Source organism: Aquabacterium sp., from assembly GCF_014378415.1.
In the GTDB taxonomy this organism is placed as follows: domain Bacteria; phylum Pseudomonadota; class Gammaproteobacteria; order Burkholderiales; family Burkholderiaceae_C; genus Aquabacterium.
The window spans coordinates 1-19,103 of sequence record NZ_JACMNS010000122.1; the positions used below are offsets into that span (position 1 = coordinate 1).

Annotated in this window: 23 protein-coding genes and 2 pseudogenes; 9 read left to right on the forward strand and 16 right to left on the reverse strand. The window is 61.0% G+C overall.

All coding sequences use genetic code 11. The features are described from left to right. Positions 1 to 54: 54 nt before the first annotated feature. The 7 genes and pseudogenes from H7225_RS11330 to H7225_RS11360 all read right to left on the reverse strand — a co-directional run. A pseudogene (locus H7225_RS11330) lies at positions 55 to 723 on the reverse strand (ATP-binding protein); the annotation flags it as partial. A gap of 74 nt (positions 724 to 797) precedes the next feature. Beyond that, positions 798 to 1,115: a hypothetical protein gene (locus H7225_RS11335; protein WP_290661869.1), complete on the reverse strand. Its 318-nt coding sequence runs from the start codon at positions 1,113 to 1,115 to the stop codon at positions 798 to 800. After that, on the reverse strand, positions 1,102 to 1,395 hold the full coding sequence (locus tag H7225_RS11340; RefSeq protein WP_290661871.1) for a hypothetical protein: 294 nt from the start codon (positions 1,393 to 1,395) through the stop codon (positions 1,102 to 1,104). The genes H7225_RS11335 and H7225_RS11340 overlap by 14 nt, the downstream gene beginning before the upstream one ends. A 63-nt stretch (positions 1,396 to 1,458) precedes the next feature. Beyond that, positions 1,459 to 1,731: a GSU2403 family nucleotidyltransferase fold protein gene (locus H7225_RS11345; RefSeq protein WP_366481426.1), complete on the reverse strand. Its 273-nt coding sequence runs from the start codon at positions 1,729 to 1,731 to the stop codon at positions 1,459 to 1,461. After that, positions 1,680 to 2,030, reverse strand: a complete 351-nt coding sequence (locus H7225_RS11350) for a hypothetical protein (protein ID WP_290661873.1) — start codon at positions 2,028 to 2,030, stop codon at positions 1,680 to 1,682. The genes H7225_RS11345 and H7225_RS11350 overlap by 52 nt, the downstream gene beginning before the upstream one ends. Before the next feature lie 157 nt (positions 2,031 to 2,187). After that, on the reverse strand, positions 2,188 to 2,493 hold the full coding sequence (locus H7225_RS11355; protein WP_290661875.1) for an addiction module antidote protein: 306 nt from the start codon (positions 2,491 to 2,493) through the stop codon (positions 2,188 to 2,190). A 5-nt stretch (positions 2,494 to 2,498) separates the two neighbouring features. Further along, a complete protein-coding gene (locus tag H7225_RS11360; RefSeq protein ID WP_290661877.1) occupies positions 2,499 to 2,792 on the reverse strand; it encodes a type II toxin-antitoxin system RelE/ParE family toxin in 294 nt (97 codons plus the stop codon). Between the two features lie 382 nt (positions 2,793 to 3,174). Here H7225_RS11360 and H7225_RS11365 point away from each other — a divergent pair, with 382 nt between their 5' ends. The 3 genes from H7225_RS11365 to H7225_RS11375 are packed head-to-tail and all read left to right on the forward strand — an operon-like array spanning position 3,175 to position 3,991. After that, entirely contained in the window at positions 3,175 to 3,399 is a 225-nt protein-coding gene (locus H7225_RS11365; RefSeq protein ID WP_290661880.1) for a hypothetical protein, read from the forward strand. 14 nt (positions 3,400 to 3,413) lie between these two features. Further along, on the forward strand, positions 3,414 to 3,653 hold the full coding sequence (locus H7225_RS11370; RefSeq protein ID WP_290661882.1) for a type II toxin-antitoxin system ParD family antitoxin: 240 nt from the start codon (positions 3,414 to 3,416) through the stop codon (positions 3,651 to 3,653). Beyond that, on the forward strand, positions 3,650 to 3,991 hold the full coding sequence (locus tag H7225_RS11375; protein ID WP_290661884.1) for a type II toxin-antitoxin system RelE/ParE family toxin: 342 nt from the start codon (positions 3,650 to 3,652) through the stop codon (positions 3,989 to 3,991). Before H7225_RS11370 ends, H7225_RS11375 begins: the two co-directional genes overlap by 4 nt. Here H7225_RS11375 and H7225_RS11380 read toward each other — a convergent pair. The 5 genes and pseudogenes from H7225_RS11380 to H7225_RS11400 form a co-directional block, all read right to left on the reverse strand. After that, positions 3,879 to 4,237 (reverse strand): annotated as a pseudogene (locus H7225_RS11380) (type II toxin-antitoxin system YhaV family toxin); the annotation flags it as partial. The gene H7225_RS11375 and the pseudogene H7225_RS11380 overlap by 113 nt on opposite strands. 107 nt (positions 4,238 to 4,344) lie before the next feature. After that, positions 4,345 to 5,655, reverse strand: coding sequence for a type II toxin-antitoxin system HipA family toxin (locus tag H7225_RS11385; protein ID WP_290661886.1), 1,311 nt, complete (start codon positions 5,653 to 5,655; stop codon positions 4,345 to 4,347). 1 nt (position 5,656) lies between these two features. Next, a complete protein-coding gene (locus H7225_RS11390; protein WP_290661888.1) occupies positions 5,657 to 5,902 on the reverse strand; it encodes a DNA-binding protein in 246 nt (81 codons plus the stop codon). Between the two features lie 243 nt (positions 5,903 to 6,145). Continuing rightward, positions 6,146 to 6,472, reverse strand: a complete 327-nt coding sequence (locus tag H7225_RS11395) for an XRE family transcriptional regulator (protein ID WP_290661890.1) — start codon at positions 6,470 to 6,472, stop codon at positions 6,146 to 6,148. After that, entirely contained in the window at positions 6,465 to 6,830 is a 366-nt protein-coding gene (locus tag H7225_RS11400; RefSeq protein WP_290661911.1) for a type II toxin-antitoxin system RelE/ParE family toxin, read from the reverse strand. Before H7225_RS11400 ends, H7225_RS11395 begins: the two co-directional genes overlap by 8 nt. A gap of 175 nt (positions 6,831 to 7,005) precedes the next feature. Here H7225_RS11400 and tkt point away from each other — a divergent pair, with 175 nt between their 5' ends. The 3 genes from tkt (at position 7,006) to H7225_RS11415 (ending at position 12,136) form a co-directional block, all read left to right on the forward strand. Next, positions 7,006 to 9,054 carry a transketolase gene (gene tkt, locus H7225_RS11405; protein ID WP_290661892.1) on the forward strand — a complete coding sequence of 683 codons (2,049 nt, stop codon included), beginning with the start codon at positions 7,006 to 7,008 and terminating at the stop codon, positions 9,052 to 9,054. A gap of 53 nt (positions 9,055 to 9,107) precedes the next feature. After that, complete coding sequence (gene gap, locus H7225_RS11410; protein ID WP_290661894.1) at positions 9,108 to 10,106, forward strand: type I glyceraldehyde-3-phosphate dehydrogenase; 999 nt, start codon at positions 9,108 to 9,110, stop codon at positions 10,104 to 10,106. Positions 10,107 to 10,321: 215 nt separating this feature from the next. Then, a complete protein-coding gene (locus H7225_RS11415) occupies positions 10,322 to 12,136 on the forward strand; it encodes a S8 family serine peptidase (RefSeq protein ID WP_290661896.1) in 1,815 nt (604 codons plus the stop codon). On the opposite strand, the gene H7225_RS11420 is transcribed toward H7225_RS11415, so the two are convergent. Genes H7225_RS11420 through H7225_RS11430 form a run of 3 tightly spaced genes read right to left on the reverse strand, consistent with a single transcriptional unit; the run spans position 12,103 to position 14,238 of the window. Beyond that, entirely contained in the window at positions 12,103 to 12,837 is a 735-nt protein-coding gene (locus tag H7225_RS11420; protein WP_290661898.1) for a hypothetical protein, read from the reverse strand. The two genes, H7225_RS11415 and H7225_RS11420, sit on opposite strands and share 34 nt — an antisense overlap. A gap of 5 nt (positions 12,838 to 12,842) precedes the next feature. Then, positions 12,843 to 13,727: a biotin--[acetyl-CoA-carboxylase] ligase gene (locus H7225_RS11425; protein ID WP_290661900.1), complete on the reverse strand. Its 885-nt coding sequence runs from the start codon at positions 13,725 to 13,727 to the stop codon at positions 12,843 to 12,845. Positions 13,728 to 13,734: 7 nt separating this feature from the next. Further along, positions 13,735 to 14,238, reverse strand: a complete 504-nt coding sequence (locus H7225_RS11430) for an SET domain-containing protein (RefSeq protein WP_290661902.1) — start codon at positions 14,236 to 14,238, stop codon at positions 13,735 to 13,737. Positions 14,239 to 14,309: 71 nt separating this feature from the next. Between H7225_RS11430 and H7225_RS11435 the strand changes: the two genes are divergently transcribed. The 3 genes from H7225_RS11435 (at position 14,310) to H7225_RS11445 (ending at position 18,676) form a co-directional block, all read left to right on the forward strand. Then, the gene (locus H7225_RS11435; protein WP_290661904.1) at positions 14,310 to 16,949 is read left to right on the forward strand and encodes a DNA topoisomerase III; all 2,640 of its coding nucleotides are present in this window, start codon (positions 14,310 to 14,312) and stop codon (positions 16,947 to 16,949) included. A gap of 93 nt (positions 16,950 to 17,042) precedes the next feature. Beyond that, positions 17,043 to 18,047, forward strand: coding sequence for a protein-methionine-sulfoxide reductase catalytic subunit MsrP (gene msrP, locus H7225_RS11440; protein WP_290661906.1), 1,005 nt, complete (start codon positions 17,043 to 17,045; stop codon positions 18,045 to 18,047). Next, on the forward strand, positions 18,047 to 18,676 hold the full coding sequence (locus tag H7225_RS11445) for a protein-methionine-sulfoxide reductase heme-binding subunit MsrQ (RefSeq protein WP_290661907.1): 630 nt from the start codon (positions 18,047 to 18,049) through the stop codon (positions 18,674 to 18,676). The genes msrP and H7225_RS11445 overlap by 1 nt, the downstream gene beginning before the upstream one ends. A gap of 122 nt (positions 18,677 to 18,798) precedes the next feature. Here H7225_RS11445 and H7225_RS11450 read toward each other — a convergent pair. Next, positions 18,799 to 19,103: transposase (locus tag H7225_RS11450; RefSeq protein ID WP_290661908.1), on the reverse strand; the 305-nt coding region annotated here is incomplete at its 5' end.

A 19,103-nucleotide genomic window follows, 5' to 3' on the forward strand; every position in this document is an offset into this window, starting at 1 on the left:
CTCAAATTCCCCCACCTGTGGCCACCCCAAATTCCCCCAGGCAGAACGCTCGGATTATGCTGGATCTGAGGTGATGACCAAGCGCGCCGCAGCCTCCTTGAGGCGGTAGCTCTTGCCCTCGAATTCCAACATCGCGCAGCGGTGCATGAGGCGGTCCAGAATGGTGGTGGCCATGGTGGCGTCACCCAGGTACCGGCCCCAGTCCTGCACGATGCGGTTGGAGGTGATGACGATGGATCGGCGCAGCTTGTAGCGTTGGTGAACAAGCGCTTGCAACAGCTCGGCTGCGTGCTCGCTGATGCGCCTGGCCAGGAACAGGTCGTCCAGCACCAGCAAGTCGGCGCCCACCCAGCCTTTGAGCAGGCGAGCACGCTCGTCGGCATCGGCCAGGCTGTAGCGGGCGAACTCGCTGTCGGCCTCGACGTAGCTCACGTCATAGCCCTGCAAGGTGGCCTGGTAAGTCACCGCCTTGGCGATGTGGCTCTTGCCGGTGCCCGGCTTGCCCACGATCAGCGCGTTGGCGCCCTCGCTGAGGAACTTCAAGGTGTGCAGCTCGAAGCAAGCCCCACGCGGCAGCTTTGGGTTGAAGCGCCAGTCGAAGTCGGCCAGCACAGGCCTCTCATCAAGACCAGACAGCTTGAAGCGGCGAGCCATCAGACGGCTGTGGCGCCGGTCCATCTCGTCTTGCAGCAAGGCGGCCAGGGTGTCCATGAAGGGCTCCTGGGTGGGAAAGTCATCAGTCTTCCAAAGAAGTGAATGCTGTCCTCTGCCACACTGACGCCCAAGTGCATTGAGTGCTAAATGCTGCGCTTCGTGGGCGCAGAGGTCTTGGGCTTGGCAGCTTTCGTGGGGCGCTCGGATAGCCTGCCCGTGACGTACTTGTGCAAAACACTCGCAATCAGCGTTTGATAGGGAATGCCTTCTTCAAGGGCCTTGACCTGGATATCGCTGAGGTCGCCAGACGACAGGCGGATGTTCACTCGCCGATCTTTGATGGCAGTTGCGCGCGCCGCGGCCTTGAATTTGGCCAACTCGCTTTTTGTCGCAACGGACTTGAGTTGACCTTTTTCATAAGCCTTGAGGATGCCGCTTTCGTCGTCTTCAATCGTTGGCATTTTCTGCACCTTGGTTCAAGTAGTCACGGGTAGCCTTGCGGCTGGGAATGACCGTCTTGAGGAAATAGTAATCGTCCTCTTCGACGTACGGAACCAAGTAGGCGTAGCTGTCATGGGCAATGACAAAAACGCGCTGCCTTGGGTACTTATCAGGGTTCGGATGAGCCAAGATGTCCAGTAGAGCGCCGGACTCGATGGCCACCACGATGGCCTCAAAAGACACACCGCGCTCAGCTTTTAGCGCGTCGTTCTTCTCGGTGCTCCAGCGGAATGGTTTCATTGTGCCATTTTGGCGCAATGTGTGCCGTTTGTCATCATTCAACCTCGCAGCGCCGACTACTACTTATTCCAACAAGGCCTCAACTAGCTCTGGCGCTTTCGCGGCCAAAGCCTTTCTCCCTTCAACAGCTCGCTTGCGCCACTCCGGCCCACGCGACAGCGCATCGGCCCAGGCTTCTTTGATGGCATCCGGATCAACCATGTTGAAGTAGTACAGCAGCGATGCGACCTGTGCCAAGTCCTTGCTGACCTTGGTCCTGAATTGCCCCGCACGCTCCCCAATGATCAGCAGTTTGTGTACTGCATACCGATGTGTTTGCGCTGAGCGGGCGTGCAGCCCAGGGCGAGGGCAGACTTGGCCAGTGGTTTCAGGCGTTCAAGCGGCGCTGCAGCCCGGGCCTTTTCCACCAATGCGCGGATGTCATCGTTGTCGGGGCCCACATAGATCTGGCGAACTCGCTGGTCGGCCTCGCGGAACGCGAAGTACCACTGCCGCGTGCCTTTGACCCGCTTGGTCGAGAAGCTGCCGTGCAGGTGAGAGACATCCCGCGCCAGCTCAACGGCCAGTGCGGCGGTCTGCAACTGCGCGTAAGCAGTGGCCGCCGAGACAGGGAGTTCGGTGAAGCGTGCTGGCATGACGCGGGTTATACAACATTTTATAATTTGTTGTATATCGCTTTGAGGATGCTGTTAGCGGCTGCGAGGATCCGCTAACAGGGGTCATCATTGTCTGCCACACGGGGGGCTCAGAAAGTCGATCTGGAACTCAGGGCATCTTCAAGGACATGAGTGCCTACGCTGCTCCCGCATGCAGCCTGACGCCGAGGGCCTTAGTCACTTTCATGATGGTGGCAAAGCTGGGGTTGCCGTTTTCGCTCAACGCTTTGTACAGGCTTTCTCTGCTCAAGCCAGCCTCCTTGGCTACCAGAGCCATGCCTTTTGCGCGAGCAATGTCGCCAAGTGCGCGGGCGATACCAGCAATGTCGTCGGGTGCCTCGGTAAGCCAAGCATCGAGATATGCGGCCATTTCTTCGGGGGTGCGCAATTGCTCTGAGACATCGTACGCAACCGTTTTGGTGCTTTTGCTTGATTTGGGCATGACGATTACTCCTGGAGGTTGCGAGCGAGTTCTTGCGCGAGTGAAATGTCTCGTTGTTGGGATGATTTGTCCCCACCAACAAGCAGGATGATGAGTTCTTCACCGCGCTGCGTGTAATACACACGGTAGCCAGGGCCAACGTCAACCTTCAGTTCGGAGATGCCTTCCGTGAGATTGCGGTGCTGCCCTGGGTTTCCGTGGGCCAAACGATCAACCCGCACTTGAACACGAGCTCTTGCCGCGCGATCCTTGAGGGCGTTGACCCAATCGCGGTAGATCTCTGTCGTTCTGATGCGCATAAAGAAATGTATCCCATGGGATACATTTTGTCAAGTGCCTTTGCCAAAAGGCTTAATGCCCGCGGTCAGCCGCATCGGAGTGCGTATCCCTCTGCCGTGACGCGTGCGTCAAGAGGTTCTGACCTCATTGATACGTGTTCACGGGGTACGAAGGATGGCAGCGCCCCCCCCAAGGCCAAGGGCGGTAAGCATCCGGGAGTTCAATCTCAATAGACCTGTGTGCAAACTGGGCGGCGTCGTTTTCGTGATGGAGGCCACCACAGCCTCATGCATGAACTGCCACAGATCCACACCCTGTCGCAAGCAGGTCTCGTACACGGTAAAGCCCCGCGACAAGAACTGATCGCCACGCAATGATCGGGTCGGCCCCGAGATCTTGCGTTTGAGCACCAGCCCAACGCCCGAGGTAATGCACGCGCAGCATGAGGTTGCCGAGCGCATGGCGAAGATCAGCAACAGTTTCGCCATGAAAGCTGATGCGAGCTTTCTGCAGGATGTTGCGATCAGGGTGCGTATTCCGGTGAGCGTGACCGCCGATTCCGGTCATCGTGACCGAGCAACCCGTTACAGAACGGGACTGCCGACCTTGCCAAATTTTGCCAAATAGCCTAAAATCGCCCCATGAGTACGATGAACATTTCGCTTCCCGACTCGCTCAAATCTTTCGTGGATGAGCAGGTCAGCCAGCGCGGTTACAGCACCAGCAGTGAGTATGTGCGCCAACTGATTCGCAAGGATGCGGATCGGTTGCATCTGCGCGGTCTGCTGTTGGAAGGGCTGGCCTCTGCTTCGGCTGCACCAGTCGATGGCACCTATTTTGACGCACTGCGCCACCGCGTTCAGCAACGTACTCGGGAGTGAGGTGCAAGCCTGTCGTCCCGCGTGCGCTGGCCAATCGGGATGTGGACGAGGCCATCACGCACTATCTGGCCGAGGATGCTGAGCAAGCGGCCCTGGGGTTGATCGATGCCCTGGAGCAGGCATACATTCACATCGGCCGGCATCCCGCCACGGGCTCGCCCCGTTATGCTCACGAGTTGAATCTCCCTGGTCTTCGAACTTGGCCGTTGACGCGCTACCCGCATCTCATCTTTTACATTGAGCGGCTTGATCACATAGACGTTTGGCGCGTGCTTCATGGCCAGCTCGATATCCCGGCATGGTTGAGTGCGAATGCAGAATCGGATGTCGCCGAATAATGGGGGCTGCGTTGGTCAGCCAGCCTGACGTCGTTAGGCCACCGGCCATCGCGTAGGCCCGCAGCTGGTTCCAGCCGTCTGGAGGATGGTCGCTTTCCAGCATCTTGCGAATACCCGGTAGGCGTCGTCGCTGTTCTCGTGGGCGCGCTTGGTGTCGTCTTCATTCACCCATGCGAATACGATCACCTTGCTTGGTGCGTGGTGGCGGAAGAACAGGCTGAGCCGCTGGAAAAATTTCGCCCGGAACGAGTGGTACAGGTTTGCCTGCACTCATTCAGGGTCAGAATTCAATCGGCGATGACAGGGTGGATTCAGCGTCGAGGTTGTTGCGCCGCCATAAGCTGCTCGCAGCGTCACAAAAATGGACTTTGCTTTCTCCGCTTGCCCAACGAAGGCCGAAACTGGGCCGGGTCGAAGTTCATGCGCTGCTTGCGCAGCTCTTCGCCGTCGAGGCGCTCGGCCAGGTTCGAGATATCGCGCGCCGTCACGCCCGCCTGCGCAAACTGGTCCTGCCAGTTGTTCACAACGTCAATCACGGTGGCAACTTCGGCGGCGGCCTCTGTGGCCGATAGTCCAAAGGCATCGCACTGCGACATCGCGTTGTCGAGCGTTGAATCCCGGCCCTGGGTGCCGCAGACGAACTCCTGGTAGCCCTGCCCTGAGTTCGTCGGCAAGACGTCATACGCTGGCGCCAGTTTCAGGCGGCCATTGGCGAACGGGTTCACGACCAAGAGGGCGTGGTTTTTCTCATGGTCATCGGTGTTGTCGATCAGGATGTTGAAGACCATTCGGCGGAAAAGCTCGCGCGCGTCCCGCTGGTTCATGTCGTCCTGAGTCATGCCAATGCGGCGGAGAATCCTCGCCAGTTCGGGATAGCCCATCTCGGGTTCATCGCCAGAGGGCGTGGCTGCACGGATGGCGGTGCCTGCGGAAATGCTGTGAATCCGCCGGCCCTGTACGCGGTCGAAGCGACGAACCGCGAGGGCGTTCGCGCTTGCAAGTCGGATGACCTGGGTCTCTGCCACGGTGATGGCCGCACGCTTGGCCAGCGTCATCGTTGCATGCTCGATGAGCGGCGTGTCGACGGGCTCATTGTTGAAGAACTTGATCACCCACTGTTCACCGTTGATGTCGATGAGCGCCTTGGGCTTGGCGCCACCGAGCGGGCTACCGCCGCCAGCGATGATTTTTTTCTCCAAAGCGCTGATGGGTTCTGAGGCTTCAATTTTGGCCACGACCTCGCTGAGTTGTTGCGCCTGTTCAAGCCGAGGCAGCGGGCCTCCTGCTCTTGGGCTGTAAGCGCTTGGCGATGTGGAAATGCCCAGCGCGCCGAATCGGTCGTCGCCAGCGTGGTACAGGTACTCCATCAGCGAGAGGCGTTTGGGCTTGTCCACGAATCGAATGACTTTCTCGCCCCAGCGGTCCGGGCGGGCGTCATCGACCGCGCCGACCGCGCGCTGTGCGTCGGCTGCCAGGCGGGCGGGCGGCAAGAATTCGGTGTTGACGAGCGGGAGGTCTTCGCTCAACGCGAAACCGTTGGCCAACCATTCTTGACCGTAGTGCAAAGAAACCCCCTTGCCTGCGGAGACCAACTTGAGTGCGCCAACGTAGCGCGCGTTGGCCGGATCCTCAAGGTACCAAAGGTACAAATCGTCCAGGCGCATTTCAGTCCTTCGTGGCGTCGGCGTTCTGCAGGGCGCGCATGCGCGCTTGCGCTGAGGCCTGCGAGCGCACCCGGCCCAGATTGACGGCCTCACGGACATCCATTTCAAGGGCGCCTCGGTCGTGCTCAGGCGCCGCCAGATTTCTCAACTCGCCATCACGCTGTATGAGCCACAGCGCGGTCGCGATGATGCCGATGCCGACGGACGGATCACCGGCTTCGATCCGCTGTAGCGTAGAAACCGTCACGCCCAAACGCTTAGCCCACGACCGCATTGATTCCTTGCGGCGCAAGCGAGCCACCGCCAGGTCGGCGCCCAGCTTTTCTAGGGCGCCAATGGTTGCTGGCGGAAGCCGAGAGAGGGCGCGAGCAGGTTTTGGCATACTGATATGGTATCGCAAAGCAGTATATTTAGTGCTGCTGTATCAGTATTTTACGTTTTTCACGTGCCCGACTGGAGTCATCTGCTTGAACGTGGGGAGACTGGTTTCTCAGGCCTCCGCATTGCCACCCAGATCGGCAAAGTTGCTGATCCTGACAGCACCATCCGGGAAACGCGCCACGACCTCGAGTTGCCCACCCATCGCTTCGATGTGGCTGCGCAGGGTTGAAAGGTACATGTCCGTGCGCTTCTCCATCTTGGCGATGGATGGCTGCTGAACATGAAGTACATCAGCCAGCATTTTTTGCGACAGGCCACGGGCTTTGCGCAACTCGTTGAGCGGCATTTCGGCGAGCATCACCTGAGCCTTGACGCCGGCCCGTGCCTGCGACTCTGGCGACATTTGCTGCCGCAGTACAGAAAATTTGTTAGCCATTGATCAGCCCTTCCTTTCGAAGTTGCCCCAAGTGTTCATCGTAAAGTCCGTCGGCGATGGGGACATGGACGTCGTACCATCGGTCGTCCCCGGTCTTGTCCCCACCGATCAGCAAGATGGCTGATCGTCGTGGATCAAACGCGTACAAGGTTCGAAACGGCCGCCCGCCGTGCTGCGTGCGCAATTCACGAATGTGGTTGTGTCTCGATCCGTTGATCCCGCTGCTGTGCGGAAAGCTTAAATTGGGGCCGCGATCTTCCAGCAGTCGCACCGACGCATCCAGCGACTCCTGTTCATCTTCGGACAAGCCTGCCCACCACTCGCCGAAATCATCTGTGTACTCAACGACCCATTTCATATCGGTAAATATAGCCCCCAGGGAATATTCCGTCAATGGAATTGTGTCATTGTTGTCCTGGTCCACTTAGATCTGGCGAACGGCTTTTGTCCAGCATGGTCACCCGCAAAATATCATTCCGGGGACCAGCTAAAATCCTGCTTCCAAGCCCCATCTCCACCAACACCACCCACCCATGCCCTCCACCTCCAAGTCCCCCACCGCCATGGCCAACGCCATCCGTGCCCTTGCGATGGACGCCGTCCAGCAAGCCAATTCCGGCCACCCGGGCGCGCCCATGGGCATGGCCGACATGGCGGTGGCCTTGTGGGACCGCCACCTGCGCCACCACCCCACGCAACCCCTGTGGGCCGATCGCGACCGTTTCGTGTTGTCCAACGGCCACGCGTCGATGCTGATTTACGCGCTGCTGCACCTCACCGGCTACGACCTGCCTTTGGCCGAGTTGAAAAACTTCCGCCAGATGCACAGCAAGACCCCGGGCCACCCGGAAGTCGGCGTTACCTCTGGCATTGAAACCACCACCGGCCCCTTGGGCCAAGGCCTCACCAATGCCGTGGGCATGGCCCTGGCCGAGAAGCTGCTGGCCGCCGAGTTCAACCAGGGCGGCCACACCATCGTGGGCCACCGCACCTACACCTTCATGGGCGACGGTTGCCTGATGGAAGGCATCAGCCACGAAGCCTGCGCGCTGGCCGGCGCCTGGAAGCTGAACAAGCTGATTGCCTTGTACGACGACAACGGCATCTCGATCGACGGCCAGGTCACGCCCTGGTTCATCGACAACACACCCAAGCGTTTCGAAGCCTATGGCTGGAATGTGATCGGCCCGGTCGATGGCCACGATGTGGACGCTGTGGACGAAGCCATCATCAAAGCCAAGCTGAGCCAAGACAAGCCCACGCTGATCGTCTGCAAGACGCACATCGGCAAAGGCTCACCCAACCGCGCCAACACGGCCAAGGCCCATGGCGAGCCCTTGGGCGCCGAAGAAATCAAGCTCACCCGCGACACCATCGGCTGGCCGCACGAACCCTTTGTGGTGCCCGCCACGGCCTATGCCGATTGGGATGCCAAGGCTGAAGGCGACGAGCTGGTCGCCGAGTGGGATGAGCGCTTCGCCGCCTACCAGGCCGCCTTCCCTGAGCTGGCCGCCGAGTTCACGCGCCGCATGGCCGGTGATTTGCCGGAGAACTTCGCCGAGATCGCGGTCGAGTCCGTGGCTGCCGCGCACGACAAGGCCGAGACCGTGGCCAGTCGCAAGGCCAGCCAGATCGCGCTGGAGTTCTTCACCGCCGCCTTGCCCGAAATGCTGGGCGGCAGCGCCGACCTGACCGGCTCGAACCTGACCAACACCAAGAGCACACCGGCCTTCCGCGTCGATGCCGATGGCAAGGTGGTCACCACCGAATCGGGCCAGATCGGCCGCCACATCAACTACGGTGTGCGCGAGTTCGGCATGGCCGCCATCATGAACGGCGTGGCCCTGCACGGCGGCTACATCCCCTATGGCGGCACCTTCCTGACCTTCAGCGATTACAGCCGCAACGCCATCCGCATGGCCGCGTTGATGAAGCTGCGCGTCATCCACGTGTTCACGCACGATTCGATCGGGCTGGGCGAAGACGGCCCCACCCATCAGAGCGTGGAGCACGCCGCCAGCCTGCGTTTGATTCCTGGCCTGGACGTCTGGCGCCCGGCTGACACCACTGAAACGGCCGTGGCATGGACCATGGCCTTGGCCAACAAGCACCGTCCTTCGGCCTTGTTGTTGTCGCGCCAAAACCTGCCATACGCCCCCAAGACCGATGCCGATGTCATCACCCAAGGCGCCTACGTGTTGGCAGAACCCTCAGAAGTGGGGTTGAAGAAAAAGGCGCAAGCCGTGATCATCGCGACCGGCTCCGAAGTGCAACTGGCCTTGCATGCGCAAACGCAACTGGCCATCGAAGGCATCGCGGTGCGCGTGGTCTCCATGCCCTCGACCACGGTGTTTGACCGCCAGAGCGTGGCCTACAAGAGCAGCGTGCTGCCCGCCAACTTACCACGCATCGCGGTGGAAGCGGGTGCGACCGATGGCTGGTGGAAATACGGCTGCGCGGCCGTGGTCGGCCTGGACACCTTTGGTGAGTCGGCCCCGGCGAATGTGCTGTTCAAGCATTTTGGTTTCACCACGCAAAACGTGGTGGACACCGTGAAGGTGGTCCTGGGCCGCCGTCGTTGAACTTATTGATCGATTTTCAGTCTTTGTTTAAATCTCTCTGAGGACCACTCATCATGACCATCAAGATTGGCATCAACGGCTTTGGCCGCATCGGACGCATGGTGTTCCGTGCCGCCGTGCAAAACTTCAACGACGTTGAAATCGTCGGCATCAACGACCTGCTCGAGCCCGACTACCTGGCCTACATGCTCAAGTACGACTCGGTGCATGGCCGCTTCAAGGGCGAAGTCTCGGTCGATGGCAACACCCTGATCGTCAACGGCAAGCGCATCCGCCTGACCGCCGTGAAGAACCCGGCCGAGCTGAAGTGGGATGAAGTCGGCGCCGATGTGGTGGTCGAATCGACCGGTCTGTTCCTGACCAAAGAAACCGCCGAGGCCCACCTGAAGGCTGGCGCCAAGAAGGTGATTTTGTCGGCCCCGTCGAAGGACGACACCCCGATGTTCGTGTTCGGCGTGAACGACAAGACCTACGCTGGCCAGACCATTATCTCCAACGCATCCTGCACGACCAACTGCCTGGCCCCGATCGCCAAGGTGCTGAACGACACCTTCGGCATCAAGCGCGGCCTGATGACCACGGTGCACGCTGCCACCGCCACGCAAAAGACCGTGGACGGCCCGTCGAACAAAGATTGGCGCGGCGGCCGTGGCATCCTGGAAAACATCATTCCCTCCAGCACAGGTGCTGCCAAGGCGGTGGGCGTGGTGATCCCCGAGCTGAACAAGAAGATCACGGGCATGGCTTTCCGCGTGCCCACGTCTGACGTGTCGGTGGTGGATTTGACGGTTGAGCTGATCAAGGAAGCCAGCTACGCCGACATCTGCAAGGCCATGAAGGCCGCCTCTGAAGGCGCCATGAAGGGCGTGCTGGGTTACACCGAAGACAAGGTGGTGGCCACCGATTTCCGCGGCGAATCGTGCACCTCGGTGTTCGATGCCGAAGCCGGCATCGCCCTGGATTCGACTTTCGTGAAGGTGGTGGCCTGGTACGACAACGAGTGGGGTTATTCGAACAAGGTCGTGGAGATGGCCCGCGTCATCGCCAAGTAAGCCTTGGCAGCTGTCTTCAAAAGCCCCTTCGGGGGCTTTTTTCATGGGCCTGGGGTTGCTTTGTTGTGCCTAAATGTGACGGGGTCGGCATTGCTTGCACATGGCGGATGGCCGCTATTTCATAATCAGCGCTCTTCGCTTTATTGGAGTAGTGCGTTGTGAATTGGCGAGGCCAGGCCTGCGGGCGTGTAATTTCGTGGGCCTGGATGACGGCCATGCTGGTTTTCAGCGCTGCTGCAGTGGCCGCTGAAAACCAGCCGGCCTCGCCGCGCATGGCCATGGGTTTGATCGTCAAGCTCAAGGACGCCCAGCCGCAGTCTGTGGTGCGACTCAAAGCTTCGTCTGTGCCGAGCGATGGCAAACCACGGCAGCGTCAGCGATTGGGGGACGCCGCGCGGCGCAAGCGGGTTTCCTACATCGTGAGCCGCGAAACGGCCTTTGGTGCCACGGTGATACACCCAGGCCATGCCATTTCGCTGCAGGAGGCGAAGGATCAGGCCGAACGCCTGCGTGCAGACCCCGATGTCGAGTGGGTGGTGGTCAATGAAATCGTGAGGAAGCAAGCGGTCTACATCCCGAGTGGGCCACTGCCCAGCACGGCGTCGCAGAGCTGGCTGCGGCCAATCAGCGCAACGACCCAGCCCGGCTTTGCCAACATTGAACCTGCCTGGGCAAAACTGACGGATGGGCGTGCGCTTACTCCGGTGGTCGTCGCGATCCTGGACACCGGCATCCTTTCGGATCCCGCCTTGTCCGGGCGTTACATGGCCGGGTATGACTTCATCTACAGCGCTGTGTTGGCGAGCGATGAAGATGGCATTGATCCGGACGCCACGGACATGGGCGATGGAATCACCACGCAAGACATCAGCAACTACCCCGGCGTTTTCAACGGCAGCTCTGAGGGCTGTTCGAATGTGGCATCCAGGAACTCCTGGCATGGCTTGGAAATCGCCGGAGTGCTGGGCGGGAACCTCGATGGCATGGCCGGAGTGTTGGCGCCCTTGCGGGGTGAAACCAGCTCGGCGGTCATTTTGCCTGTGCGCGTTGCGGGCAAATGTGGCGCGGAGGTCAGCAGCATCATTGAGGGCATGCTCTGGTCGGCAAACGTGCCCTATCAAGGCGCCCCGTCCACGACGGTCAATCCGCATCCCGCAGCCCGTGTCATCAATTTGAGTTTCGGCGGCGAAGGTGTTTGTTCGCTGTCCAATGTTCCGCGCGACGCGGGTTGGTTGTATGCCAACACCATTGCAACGCTCAAAAGCCAAGGTGTGCTGGTGGTGGCCTCCGCAGGTAACGGCGATGACGCCGTTGGCTATGCCGCAGCCTCCCTGCCAGCCAATTGCGCTGGTGTGCTTTCAGCCACAGGCTTGGACATGCGGGGTTACAAGGCCGGCTACGCCAACCTGACCTCTCAGGGTATTGCTGTGGCTTCGGGAGACTTGAAATCCGATCGTTCTTTTGCCGACGATGGCATCCTGACCACCAGCTATGACGACAGTGTCACCACGCCTTTTTTTGACATGAGGGCTGTGGCGGGGACAAGTTTTGCGGCGCCTCAGGCTGCCGGCGTGGTCGCCATGATGCTGGCGGTCAATCCGTCCTTGAGCGTGGATCAATTGCTACTGGGCATTGAAATGTCTGCACGCCCTCACGTCATATCGGCGAACCTGTCTGGCGTGTCAAGCCTTGATCAACCACAGGGTGTTTGCAGCAGCACCAACAAAAGCCATTGCTACTGCACCACCACCACGTGTGGCGCGGGTATTTTGGACGCTGCCCAGGCTGTGGACTGGGCCATTGCTCGGCAGGGGATGGGGACTTTCACTGGCCCTGCGACCTCTTACACATCGCCAAATGTTTATTTCACTCCGGACAGGACGGTGTCCACCACAGCCCCCTCCGGCGGCGGTGGCGGGGGTTCACTGGACTGGCGCGAGCTCTTCGGCCTGGCCAGCCTGACCTCCTTGGCGGCTTTCAAGCGCCGCCGCCCAAATCAAAGCCGACAAGCCGCGAAGCTTTTCCCCTGAGGCAATCTCAAAGCCGACAAGGCCACCTGGGTGTTGATGTCAGCCTGAGCCACCCGGACCACTTGCACTTCCATGGCGGGCCGCAATGAGATGATGCGGGCGGTGCGGATGCCGCGCAGCTTCAGGCTGTTGAGTGCGGCACTGGCGTCTTCAAGGCGGGTATAGCGGCCCAGTGACAAGCCGGGTGCCAGATGGGCCGGTGTTTTGATTTCTTCAAAGTTCAGGCCACGGATGCGGCTCAGTTCAATCAGCTTGCGGGCCAGCATGTCAGCGTCGGTGTAGGGGCCCATGTAAGTCAACCACACCCCGGGCACGGCCACGGTGTCGGTGGTCCAGGTGTTGGCGGCCAGCACGGGCTTGAGGGTGGCCTCAACTTGGGGTTGTTCTGCCGCGGTGAATGGCCCGGCTTCCACGCAGATCGTGCGGCCCGCCGAGGCTTCAGTGCTGGGGGCGGACGAGGCTGGCGTCAGCGGGCCGCCGGTTGCACTGGAGGCTGCATCAGCCTGGCGTGGTGGCGTGGATGCTTGCACGGTAGGCGCCACCACCACGGTCAACTGGTCGGCGTTCACTTGCCGCTTCAAACGCTGCGGTTCGCGTTGGGCATCGGGCTGGATGCCAATGACGTCGTTCAACCACCCGTGGCGCCAGGCGTAAAAGCCAGCGTTGGCCAACAACAGCACTAGGACCAGGGAACGCAGCATGGGTGTCAGGCAAGGGGAGGTGTCGGGGGTGGCGCAGAAGCTGCCAGGCGCACGCTCACGTCGCCGGTGGTCCAGCGTTGCAAGCCGGCGACAGTATGCACGAGCAGGGCGCCTTGCTGGTCGACGCCGTCAGCCCGGCCGGTGTCGGTGGGGGCGCCGCGCAACAGTGCGTTGCCACTGACGGCGCGCCACAGGGCGACGTCCTGGCCTGCCAAAGCGTCGCGCTGAGCATAGGCGGCTTGCAAGGGCGCAAAGCCGGTCAGGGCAAAGCGCTGCACGGCGCGCAACAGCGGCGGGGCGATCCAGCCCCAGACTTGTCCGGCGGTCAATGGGGCGGTGCCGAGCTCTTGCAGGCAGGCATGGTCCAGGCCCTTGGCGGGATCGCCCTGGGGGCGCAGGTTGACGCCCACACCGATGACCACCCAACGTTGTCCTGCGGTCAAACCGGGCGCTGGCGTGGCCTCGATCAGGATGCCGCCCAGTTTGCGCTGTTGACACCACAGGTCGTTGGGCCACTTCAGGGTGATGGGTTGTCGCGCTGGGCCCGGCAGGCTGGCCAGGCCGGTGTCCAGGGCCTGGGCGATGGCCAGGCCCACGGCCAGCGACAAGGCGCTGCCCCCGCCGGGCACCTGGTCCAGGTCGAGTGGCAACCCTAAGGAAAAGGTCAGGCTGTCACCCGCTTGGGCCACCCATTGACGGCCGTGGCGGCCCCGCCCGGCGGTTTGCCGGTGGGCGGCCAGCAGCATGGGGGCGGTGTCGCCAGCGCGGCCACGGGCCAACAACTGAGTGTTGGTGGAGTCGGTCTCGGGCAGGACTTCAATGCTGATGTTCGGGCAATCGGCCTGCGTGTCCAGCCAGATCTGCTCGGCGGCGGTGTTCAGGTCGATCATGGGCGAATCAACGCTTGCGGGTTTTCGCGGCCAGCATCGTGCCGCGGCATTGCTGGGCGCCGCACCAGCAGGCGTATTCGCGCTTCAGGGCGGCGGTCAGGCGGGCGTCAATCACCAATCCGTAGTCGAAGAACAACTCTTCGCCAGGGGCGATGTCGTGCAGTGCTTTGAGGAAGACGCGGTTGCCGCTTTGCTCGGCCTCCACGTTGGGATTGCAGGAATGGTTGATCCAGCGGGCCGAGTTGCCCTGATACTTGCCGTCGATGACGTGGCCATCGTCCAGGTGAAAGTAGAAGGTATGGTTGGGCTGTTCAGGATCGTGGGGGTGGCGCTCCAACGCCGTGTCCCAGGTGATGATTTCGCCCTTGTACTCGATGACGGTGCGGCCTGCTTCGATGGCCTGGGTGGCAAAAACCCCACGGCCATGGATGCCTGACTGGCGGACCTGAATGCGCCGGCCTGACGCCGATATTTTGGGAAGTGCTTGCGTCATCGACAACTTTGGGTACATTGAAATGAGTGGGCGCGCGTGGGCGTGCGCACGCGTAAGAGTTGATTTTAGTTGGATAAAAAATTCAAACCATGAGCAAAGCCCTGGTCATCGCTGAGAAACCTTCCGTTGCGCAAGACATCGTGCGGGCCCTGACGGCCATCGATGGCAAGTTCGACAAGCACGACGATTACTTCGAGAGCGCCAATTACGTGGTCAGCTCCGCCGTCGGCCACCTGGTCGAGATCAAGGCGCCGGAGGAGTTCGACGTCAAACGCGGCAAATGGAGCTTCGCCAACCTGCCGATCATTCCGCCTTACTTCGATCTGAATCCGATCGACAAGAGCAAGGGCCGGCTCAATGCCCTGGTCAAGCTGATCAAGCGCAAGGACGTGACCAACCTGATCAACGCCTGTGACGCCGGGCGCGAGGGCGAGTTGATCTTCCGCTTGATCATGCAGTATGCGCAGGACAGCACCGCCACCACCAAGGCCAAGGGCTTGGGCAAGGGCGTGCGCCGCTTGTGGCTGCAGAGCATGACGCCGCAGGCCATCCGCGATGGCTTCGACAAGCTGCGCACCGATGACCAGATGATGCCGCTGGCCGATGCCGCGCGTTGCCGCTCCGAGGCCGATTGGCTGGTGGGCATCAACGGCACGCGGGCCATGACGGCTTTCAACTCGCGCGATGGCGGCTTCTTTTTGACCACGGTGGGGCGCGTGCAAACGCCAACCTTGTCGATCGTGGTCGAGCGCGAAGAAAAAATCCGCAAGCACGTGTTCCGTGACTACTGGGAGGTGCGCGGCAGTTTTGGCGCTTCGGCCGGCAGTTACGACGGCAAGTGGTTTGATCCCACCTTCAAGAAGGACAAGGGCGCGGCGGAGGGTTCGGCCGAGGCTGAGTTGAAAGCCGACCGCGTTTGGTCAGCGGCTGATGCGCAAGCCATCGCCGATGCCGTGCGTGGCAAAACGGGCGCGGTCACTGAAGAGGCCAAGCCTTCAACCCAGGCCAGCCCGCTGTTGTACGACCTGACGACGCTGCAGCGCGAGGCCAACTCGCGCTTCGGTTTCAGCGCCAAGACCACGCTGTCGCTGGCGCAGGCCTTGTACGAAAAGCACAAGGTGCTGACCTACCCACGGACCGATTCGCGCGCGCTGCCCGAGGACTATGTGGACGTGGTCAAGGACACCATGAAGATGATCGCCAGCGAGGACATGCCCGGCCCGCTGCGTGAGTTGGCTCAGCATGCGGCCAAGGCCTTGAAGGAAGGCTATGTCAAGCCCGTCAAGCGCGTGTTTGACAACGCCAAGGTGTCGGATCACTTTGCCATCATCCCCACGCTGCAGGCGCCCAAAAGCCTGACCGAGATCGAGGCCAAGCTGTACGACATGGTCGTCAAGCGCTTCCTGGCGGTGTTCTACCCGTCGGCCGAGTTCATGGTCACCACGCGGATCACCAAGATCCCGGCGGCGGGCAAAGAGCAGCACTTTCAGACTAACGGCAAGGTGCTGGTCAAGCCGGGCTGGCTGGCCGTTTATGGCAAGGAAGCCCAGGACGACGACGCCACGCTGGTGGCCGTGCAGCCCGGCGAATCCGTGGTGAACGAAGGTGTGGTGGTCAATGCAACCAAAACCAAGCCGCCGGCCCGCTACTCGGAAGCCACGCTGCTGAGCGCCATGGAAGGCGCGGGCAAGCTGATCGACGACGAGGAGTTCAAGGCCGCGATGCAGGAAAAGGGCCTGGGCACACCAGCCACGCGCTCGTCCATCATCGAAGGCCTGATCATGGAAAAGTACATGATCCGAGAAGGCCGCGAGCTGATCCCCACGGCCAAGGCTTTCCAGCTGACCACGCTGTTGCGCGGCCTGGGCGTGGAAGACCTGACCAAGCCTGAGCTCACGGGCAACTGGGAGTTCAAGCTGTCCGAGATGGAAAAGGGCCTGCTCACCCGCGAAGCTTTCATGGGCGAGATCGCGGCGATGACGCAGCGCATCGTGCAAAAGGCCAAAGAATACGACCGCGACACCATCCCCGGTGATTACGCCACCATGGCCACGCCTTGCCCCAATTGCGGTGGCACGGTGAAAGAGAACTACCGCCGCTTCACCTGCCTTGGCAAGGGCGGCGTGTCGGCCGATGGCACCGAGGGCACGGGTTGCGGCTTCTCGATCAGCAAGAGCCCGGCGGGCCGCAGCTTTGAGCTGCCCGAGATCGACCGTTTGCTGCAGGACCACAAGGTGGGGCCGCTGGAAGGCTTCCGCTCCAAAGCCGGGTGGCCTTTCACGGCTGAGCTCAAGCTGGTGCGCGACGAAGAGTTGAACAACTGGAAGATGGAGTTCGACTTTGGCGATGCTGCCAGGAAGGAAGAAGAAGCTGGCGAGGCGGTGGATTTCAGCGGACACCAATCCCTGGGCGCCTGCCCCAAATGCAAGGGCCATGTCTACGACCATGGCAGCAACTACATCTGCGAGAACGCCGTGGGCGTGGCCACCTGCGACTTCAAGAGCGGCAAGATCATCCTGCAGCAGCCCGTGCCGCCCGAGCAGATGACCAAGCTGCTGGCGAGCGGCAAAACCGATCTGCTGGAGAACTTCGTGTCGAACAAGACGCGGCGCAAGTTCAAGGCGTTTTTGAGTTGGGATGCCAAGGCGGGCAAGGTGAGCTTCGAGTTCGAACCTCGGGCGCCGCGTGTGCCTGCTGCTAAAAAGGTTGCGGCCAAAAAGGCGGCCTGACCCCGGGGCAGCGCCAGGATCGGGGCGGGTGTAAGGTTCGGAGCTGGTTCGACGACTGAGGTGTTGTCGCACCATGCCCACCGGAGTCTTGCCATGTCCCTGATCCGAATTTCCCAGCCTTCACAAGCTGCGGCCAGCGAAATCACGCCGCAGCAGGTTTATCAGCAACGCCGCGATGTGCTGCGCCAGATGGCGGCGGGCGCTGCAGGCGTCACCCTCAGCGCCTGGGCGGGCCAAGAGGCCTTGGCCCAAAGTGCCAATGTGGTCAAACGCCCGGGCAAGCTGGCGGCTTTGGCGGGCGCGCGCAGTAACGTGCCCGGCGCGCAGGTGAACGACAAGCTCACACCGTATGAAGACGTGAGCAGCTACAACAATTTCTACGAGTTCGGCACCGACAAGTCGGACCCGGCCCAGGCCGCCCACACCTTGAAGCCCAGCCCTTGGGCCATCAGCATCGAGGGCGAGGTGGGCAAGCCGCAAAAGCTGGGGCTGGAAGATCTGCTCAAGCTGGCGCCCATGGAAGAGCGCATCTACCGGCTGCGCTGCGTCGAAGGCTGGTCCATGGTGATCCCCTGGGTGGGCTATTCGCTCTCAAGCATCATCAAGCGCGCCGAGCCCAACAGCCGCGCCAAGTACGTTGAGTTCGTCTCGCTGGCCGACCCCAAGCAGATGCCCGGCGTGCGCTCCAGCGTGCTGGATTGGCCCTATGTGGAAGGCCTGCGCATCGACGAAGCCATGCACCCGCTGACCCTGATGGCTTTTGGTTTGTATGGCGAGGTTTTGCCCAACCAGAACGGCGCGCCGCTGCGCCTGGTCGTGCCCTGGAAGTACGGCTTCAAGAGTGCCAAGTCCATCGTCAAGATCCGCCTGGTCGAGCAGCAGCCCAAATCGTCTTGGCAAAAAGCCAATGCGTCGGAGTACGGCTTCTACTCGAACGTGAACCCCAAGGTTGACCACCCGCGCTGGAGCCAGGCATCTGAACGCCGCATTGGCGATGGCGGCCTGTTCACGCCGCGCAAGCCCTCCTTGATGTTCAATGGCTATGAAGCGCAGGTGGGTCAGTTGTACGCGGGCATGGACCTGAAGAAGAACTATTGATGAACCGTTTGCTGGTCAACCAGTGGCTGCTGAAGCCCTGGGTCAAGCCGCTGGTGTGGCTGTTGTGCGCCTTGCCTTTGGCGCTGTTGGTGCTGGCTGGCGTGCAGGATCGCCTGGGCGCCAACCCCGCTGAAAAGCTGATCCACGAAACCGGCATCTGGACCTTGCGCTGGCTGTGCCTGACCTTGGCGGTATCACCCCTGCGCGAGCTGGTTTCGCTGCCGGCTTTGCTGCGTTACCGCCGGGCCTTGGGCGTCACGGCGTTCATTTACGCGTTGCTGCATTTCCTGAGCTACGCCTGGCTGGACAAGGGGCTGGTGTTCAACGACATCGTGCGCGATGTGATCAAGCGCAACTTCATCCTCGTCGGCATGTCGGCATTGCTCCTGATGACGCCGTTGGCACTGACCTCGTTCAACCGGGCCATCAAGGCCATGGGCGCCAGGCGCTGGCAGGCTTTGCACAAGCTCGTCTACGTGGTGGCCTTGCTGGGCTTGCTGCATTTTTACTGGAAGAAATCCATCAAGCACGACCTCAACGAGGTGTTCGTCTATGTCGCCATCCTGGCCGTGCTCCTGGGCTGGCGTGTGCTGCGCAAAGGCGTGATCGGCTTGTGGCGGGTGCGTTGAATCTTCGAAGGCATCCCGCCCTGAACAGCTTGTGCTGTTCTTCGGCTTGACGGCCATGTTGTTCCGACTGGGGGCCAGCGTCCTTCACGGGGCATTTGAAACAATTCATCACTACTGTCCGGTTAAAAGTTGAACAAATTCAATTGGTTAGCGGAAGTGGGCATGTCGGAGTCGGCTGAGTTGGCCTGCAAGGCGCATGAAAGCGGGGTTTTCTCGAAAACTGAGACCGACAAGATCTGTAGACACGTATAGAGCGAGGCATCGAGTTGAAGCTCCTTCTTGACGATGGCGATGAGCACGTAGGTGGCCACGGCCCACCCCACCTGCGCCTTCACAGCGTTCTCGCTGTTGCCCAGGAAATGCTTGATGCGCAAATGCTGCTTGATCCACTTGAAGAACAACTCGACCTGCCAGCGGCGCTTGTAGA

What these genes read in the sequence shown, in the direction of transcription:
- H7225_RS11335 (WP_290661869.1), bottom strand. Translation starts at nt 1,115, where the DNA reads ATGCCAACGATTGAAGACGACGAAAGCGGCATCCTCAAGGCTTATGAA.
- H7225_RS11340 (WP_290661871.1), bottom strand. Translation starts at nt 1,395, where the DNA reads ATGAAACCATTCCGCTGGAGCACCGAGAAGAACGACGCGCTAAAAGCT.
- H7225_RS11350 (WP_290661873.1), bottom strand. Translation starts at nt 2,030, where the DNA reads ATGCCAGCACGCTTCACCGAACTCCCTGTCTCGGCGGCCACTGCTTAC.
- H7225_RS11355 (WP_290661875.1), bottom strand. Translation starts at nt 2,493, where the DNA reads ATGCCCAAATCAAGCAAAAGCACCAAAACGGTTGCGTACGATGTCTCA.
- H7225_RS11360 (WP_290661877.1), bottom strand. Translation starts at nt 2,792, where the DNA reads ATGCGCATCAGAACGACAGAGATCTACCGCGATTGGGTCAACGCCCTC.
- H7225_RS11370 (WP_290661882.1), top strand. Translation starts at nt 3,414, where the DNA reads ATGAGTACGATGAACATTTCGCTTCCCGACTCGCTCAAATCTTTCGTG.
- H7225_RS11385 (WP_290661886.1), bottom strand. Translation starts at nt 5,655, where the DNA reads ATGCGCCTGGACGATTTGTACCTTTGGTACCTTGAGGATCCGGCCAAC.
- H7225_RS11395 (WP_290661890.1), bottom strand. Translation starts at nt 6,472, where the DNA reads ATGGCTAACAAATTTTCTGTACTGCGGCAGCAAATGTCGCCAGAGTCG.
- H7225_RS11400 (WP_290661911.1), bottom strand. Translation starts at nt 6,830, where the DNA reads ATGAAATGGGTCGTTGAGTACACAGATGATTTCGGCGAGTGGTGGGCA.
- tkt (WP_290661892.1), top strand. Translation starts at nt 7,006, where the DNA reads ATGCCCTCCACCTCCAAGTCCCCCACCGCCATGGCCAACGCCATCCGT.
- gap (WP_290661894.1), top strand. Translation starts at nt 9,108, where the DNA reads ATGACCATCAAGATTGGCATCAACGGCTTTGGCCGCATCGGACGCATG.
- H7225_RS11415 (WP_290661896.1), top strand. Translation starts at nt 10,322, where the DNA reads ATGCTGGTTTTCAGCGCTGCTGCAGTGGCCGCTGAAAACCAGCCGGCC.
- H7225_RS11420 (WP_290661898.1), bottom strand. Translation starts at nt 12,837, where the DNA reads ATGCTGCGTTCCCTGGTCCTAGTGCTGTTGTTGGCCAACGCTGGCTTT.
- H7225_RS11425 (WP_290661900.1), bottom strand. Translation starts at nt 13,727, where the DNA reads ATGATCGACCTGAACACCGCCGCCGAGCAGATCTGGCTGGACACGCAG.
- H7225_RS11430 (WP_290661902.1), bottom strand. Translation starts at nt 14,238, where the DNA reads ATGTACCCAAAGTTGTCGATGACGCAAGCACTTCCCAAAATATCGGCG.
- H7225_RS11435 (WP_290661904.1), top strand. Translation starts at nt 14,310, where the DNA reads ATGAGCAAAGCCCTGGTCATCGCTGAGAAACCTTCCGTTGCGCAAGAC.
- msrP (WP_290661906.1), top strand. Translation starts at nt 17,043, where the DNA reads ATGTCCCTGATCCGAATTTCCCAGCCTTCACAAGCTGCGGCCAGCGAA.
- H7225_RS11445 (WP_290661907.1), top strand. Translation starts at nt 18,047, where the DNA reads ATGAACCGTTTGCTGGTCAACCAGTGGCTGCTGAAGCCCTGGGTCAAG.